The organism is Hyphomicrobiales bacterium, from assembly GCA_030688605.1.
Lineage (GTDB): Bacteria > Pseudomonadota > Alphaproteobacteria > Rhizobiales > NORP267 > JAUYJB01.
In genome coordinates this window covers 1-4572 of the sequence record JAUYJB010000105.1, presented here as the reverse complement: position 1 = coordinate 4572, position 4572 = coordinate 1, and the positions used below count along the sequence as shown (strand labels likewise).

At 64.4% G+C, this 4572-nt stretch carries 8 protein-coding genes and 1 tRNA gene; all 9 read right to left on the bottom strand.

Annotation, left to right across the window (positions count from 1 at the left end; genetic code table 11):
• The coding region (locus tag Q8P46_11530; protein ID MDP2620785.1) for a DNA-directed RNA polymerase subunit beta at window positions 1-750 on the bottom strand (750 nt) is incomplete at its 3' end.
• Window positions 751-865: 115 nt separating this feature from the next.
• Complete coding sequence (rplL, locus tag Q8P46_11525) at window positions 866-1243, bottom strand: 50S ribosomal protein L7/L12 (GenBank protein MDP2620784.1); 378 nt, start codon at window positions 1241-1243, stop codon at window positions 866-868.
• Between the two features lie 44 nt (window positions 1244-1287).
• Window positions 1288-1806 (bottom strand): 50S ribosomal protein L10, encoded by a 519-nt coding sequence (gene rplJ, locus Q8P46_11520; GenBank protein ID MDP2620783.1) that lies wholly within the window; start codon window positions 1804-1806, stop codon window positions 1288-1290.
• Window positions 1807-2216: 410 nt separating this feature from the next.
• On the bottom strand, window positions 2217-2915 hold the full coding sequence (rplA, locus tag Q8P46_11515) for a 50S ribosomal protein L1 (protein ID MDP2620782.1): 699 nt from the start codon (window positions 2913-2915) through the stop codon (window positions 2217-2219).
• A 5-nt stretch (window positions 2916-2920) separates the two neighbouring features.
• The gene (gene rplK, locus Q8P46_11510; protein MDP2620781.1) at window positions 2921-3349 is read right to left on the bottom strand and encodes a 50S ribosomal protein L11; all 429 of its coding nucleotides are present in this window, start codon (window positions 3347-3349) and stop codon (window positions 2921-2923) included.
• An 81-nt stretch (window positions 3350-3430) separates the two neighbouring features.
• Entirely contained in the window at window positions 3431-3961 is a 531-nt protein-coding gene (nusG, locus tag Q8P46_11505) for a transcription termination/antitermination protein NusG (GenBank protein ID MDP2620780.1), read from the bottom strand.
• A 13-nt stretch (window positions 3962-3974) separates the two neighbouring features.
• A complete protein-coding gene (secE, locus tag Q8P46_11500; GenBank protein ID MDP2620779.1) occupies window positions 3975-4166 on the bottom strand; it encodes a preprotein translocase subunit SecE in 192 nt (63 codons plus the stop codon).
• Window positions 4167-4240: 74 nt separating this feature from the next.
• Window positions 4241-4317, bottom strand: a tRNA-Trp gene (locus Q8P46_11495).
• Between the two features lie 114 nt (window positions 4318-4431).
• Window positions 4432-4572: elongation factor Tu (tuf, locus tag Q8P46_11490; protein MDP2620778.1), on the bottom strand; the 141-nt coding region annotated here is incomplete at its 5' end.

The window sequence follows — 4572 nt, the reverse complement described above, 5'->3', positions numbered from 1 at the left end:
GTACTCGAGGGACTTCGAGAACTTCTTGCCCTGCTCGAGGAAGACCGTTTCGGTGCTGTAGAAGTAGTTGAGCAGCTCCTCGGTGGAGTACCCGAGGGCGCGGAGCAGCACGGTCGCATGGAGCTTGCGGCGACGATCGATCCGAACGTGGAGGATGTCCTTGGGGTCGAACTCGAAGTCGAGCCACGAGCCGCGGTACGGAATGATGCGCGCGCTGTAGAGGAGCTTCCCCGACGAGTGCGTCTTGCCCTTGTCGTGATCGAAGAAGACGCCGGGAGAGCGGTGCATCTGCGAGACGATGACGCGCTCGGTGCCGTTGACGATGAAGGTCCCCTTCGAGGTCATGAACGGGATGTCGCCCAAATAGACGTCCTGCTCCTTGATGTCCTTGACAGACTTGGCGCCGCTGTCGGGATCGACCTCGAACACGATCAGCCGCAGCGTCACCTTGAGCGGCGCAGCATAGGTCATGCCGCGCTGCCGGCACTCGTCGACGTCGTATTTCGGCAGCTCGAACACGTAGTGAACGAATTCGAGCATCGCCGTCTCGGAAAAGTCGGAGATCGGGAACACCGACTTGAAGACCGCCTGCAGACCCTGATCGGGGCGTCCGCCGGTAGGCTCCTTGACCTGCAGGAACTGGTCGTAGGACTCCTTCTGGACTTCGATCAGATTCGGCATCTCGGCCACTTCGACGATCTTGCCGAAGTATTTGCGAACCCGTTTTCGGCTGGTAAAGGTTTCAGCCATCGTCGCTCCTCATCTGGTATTCAGCAGCCTTCCGAAACACAGGGCCTTCCTTCGGGAAAGCCGCCCGCCGGGACCGGGAAGGCGCGGCGCCTGCCTATCCCGGCGGTCCATTTCGCTATTTCAACTCGACGGACGCGCCGGCATCCTCGAGCTTCTTTTTCATTGCCTCCGCCTCGTCCTTGGAAACGCCCTCCTTGACGGGCTTCGGCGCGCCTTCGACCAGATCCTTGGCCTCCTTCAGGCCAAGCTGGGTGATGGCGCGGACTTCCTTGATGACATTGATCTTCTTGTCGCCTACCGCTGTCAGGATGACGTCGAAGGTATCCTTCTCCTCGGCCGCCGCCGCCTCGCCGCCACCGGGCGCGGCCGCTGCGACCGCCACGGGAGCCGCCGCCGAGACGCCCCATTTCTCCTCGAGCAGCTTCGACAGTTCCGCCGCCTCGAGCACGGTCAGGGTCGAAAGTTCATCAACAATCTTTGCAAGATCGGCCATTTTCTACTCGCTTTCGTCTGTTCGATCGGTTCTGGACCAGTGCCTTACGCAGCCTGCCCCTTAGCGCCATAAGCGCTAAGCACGCGGGCGACCTGAGCCGCCGGCGCCGACAGAATCTGGGCGATGCGGCTTGCCGGCGCAGAAAGCATGCCGACCAGCTTGCCCCTCAATCCGTCGAGCGACGGCAAGTCGGCTAGGGCCTTGACACCGTTGGCATCGAGCACGTCCGCCCCCAACGCGCCGCCCAGAACGATGAGCTTTTCGTTCTGCTTGGCGAATGCGACGGCAGCCTTCGGCGCCGCCACCGGGTCGTCGGAATAGGCGACCAGGGTCGGTCCTTGAAACAGGTCGACCGCCCCGGCGACGTCCGTGCCCTCCAGAGCAAGCTTTGCAAGGCGGTTCTTGACCACTCTCAGCTGCGCCCCGCCGTCGCGCATGCGACCCCTCAGGTCGTTCATCTGCTCGACGGTGAGCCCTGAATAGTGGGCCACGACGATGACGCCGGCTTTTTCGAACACGCCGTGCATCTCCGTGACGAACTCTCGCTTTTGCGCTCTGTCCACTGGCTCTCTCCGGTATGGCGGTTGAGGCTTCCAAGTGCCTCCACCACCGGTTGCACCAGCCGTCGCGGACCCTTGGCCGTCAAAGGCAAGGGCGCCGCAACGGCGCTCACCTGCCTGTCCGCCTTGCCCGGCACGCCGGGCTCGGCCAAGAGGTCCAACCGATCGCCGCGCCTTACTTCCGGTCCGATCGAACGCCCGATCGGGCCGAAGCGCGGATATCGTCTTGCCTCCCGTCTATGCAGGCCTCGATCTCATGACCCTTGAGTCGGTTCGATCAGGCTTAAGCCGCAACGCGCGGCACCTGCAGTCTCGGACAGGTCGAGGACAAACCGGCCGATATGCCCGGTCTGCCCTCGCGCTCCGCCTGGAACGCCAGGCGGAAACTCGTCAAATCGGGGCGATACGGCCGATCACCCCTGCAATACGCTCGCCGGCTCGATGCGGACCCCGGGGCCCATGGTCGAGCTGATGGCGAGCCTGCGCATATAGGTTCCCTTGGCGCCGGCGGGCTTGGCCTTCATCACCGCATCGGCGAGCGCCTTGACGTTCTCGACCAACGCCTGCTCCGTGAACGACGCCTTGCCGACGCCGGCATGGACGATGCCCGCCTTCTCGACGCGGAACTCCACCGCTCCGCCCTTGGCGCCTCTCACGGCCGCCGCGACGTCCGCCGTCACCGTGCCGACCTTCGGGTTCGGCATCAGGCCGCGCGGGCCCAGCACCTTGCCGAGCCGGCCGACCAGCGGCATCATGTCGGGCGTGGCGATGCAGCGGTCGAAATTGATCTCGCCTTTCTGAACCGTCTCCACCAGATCCTCCGCGCCGACCACGTCGGCGCCCGCTTTCTTGGCCTCGTCGGCCTTGTCGCCCTTTGCGAACACGGCGACCCGCACGGTCCGTCCGGAACCGTTCGGCAATTGGCACACCCCGCGCACCATCTGGTCGGCATGGCGAGGGTCGACGCCGAGATTGATGGCAACTTCCACCGTCTCGTCGAACTTCGCCTTGGCCCGCTCCTTGACCAGCTTCACCGCCTCGTCGATCGGGTAGGCCCGGCCACTCTCGATGCCCTCGCGGGCCGCTCTCATCCGCTTTCCGCTCCGTGCCATGGCGCCTACCTCACCACCTCGATGCCCATCGAGCGGGCGGACCCTTCGATAATCCTCATCGCCGCCTCGATCGTGGTCGCGTTGAGGTCCTTCATCTTGGTTTCGGCGATCTGGCGCACCTGCGCCGAGGACACCGCGCCGGCTATGACCCGGCCCGGCTCCTGGCTTCCCTTGTCAAGGCCGGCGGCCTTGCGCAGCAGATAGGCGGCCGGCGGCGTCTTGGAAACGAAGGAATAGGAGTGGTCGGCATAGATGGTGATCACCACCGGCACCGGCGCGCCTTTCTCCATGTCTTGGGTCGCGGCATTGAACGCCTTGCAGAACTCCATGATGTTGAGCCCGCGCTGACCGAGCGCAGGTCCGATCGGCGGCGACGGCGTGGCTGCGCCCGCCGGCACCTCCAGTTTCAAGTAGCCTTCAATCTTCTTCGCCATAACCTTCCCTTCCGACTTAGGGGCGGTGGTCCCGAGCCTGGGGCGTTGGCACCGCCCGAGGCCCTCCCACCAAAACCGAAACTAGAGCTTCTCCACCTGGCTGTATTCGAGCTCCACCGGGGTGGCGCGGCCGAAGATCGACACCGCCACCTTGAGTCGCGCGCGTTCCTCGTCGACCTCCTCTACGTGTCCGTTGAAGGAGGCGAAGGGGCCGTCCGCGACGCGCACCTGCTCGCCGATCTCGAATGTGATCGACGGCTTCGGCCGCTCGACGCCCTCCTGCACCTGCTGCAGAATGCGCAACGCCTCGTCCTCGCTGATCGGGATCGGCTTCTTGTCCGAGCCGAGGAACCCGGTCACCTTGGGCGTGTTCTTGATCAGGTGGAACGCCTCGTCGGTCATCTCCATTTTCACCAGCACGTAGCCGGGAAAGAATTTGCGCTCGGAACTGACCTTGCGCCCGCGCCGGACCTCGACCACCTCCTCCATCGGCACCAGGACCTCCTCGAACAGGTCCGACAGGCCGGCGGCCGCCGCGCGCTCGCGAATGGCGTCGGCGACCTTCTTCTCGAAGTTCGAGTAGGCGTGGACGATGTACCATTTCTTGCTCATCGCCCCGCTCCCGTCAGCGCCCAAGGACCATCTCCACGCCCCAGGCCAGAATCTGATCCGCGGCCAGGAAGAAGAGCGCGGCCAGCACCGCCATCACCAGCACCATCAGCGTGGTCACGGCGGTCTCCCGGCGGCTCGGCCAAGTCACCTTGGCGACCTCGGTGCGTACCTGCTGAATGAACTCAAACGGGTTCGTCTTGGCCATTTTTCCTCTGTCCGGACGCTGCGGGATCAAAGCCCGGCCGTGAGCGCCATGTTTTCTCCATCCACTCCTGGGGCTGGCAGGAGTGGAGGGACTCGAACCCCCAACCCCCGGTTTTGGAGACCGGTGCTCTAGCCAGTTGAGCTACACTCCTAAGGTTCAGACCCTGCTCCCGGCAGCGCCGGTCGTTGCATTCACTCGGCTATGCTGGCGGCGACGCCGGCGCCGCCACCGTTCGCGGTTTCCGCGAACGGATTTGTCGCATCAATCATTCGATAATGCTTGCGACGACGCCGGCGCCGACCGTGCGGCCGCCCTCGCGGATGGCGAAGCGCAGCTTCTCCTCCATGGCGATCGGCACGATCAGCTCGACCTCCATGGTCACATTGTCGCCCGGCATCACCATCTC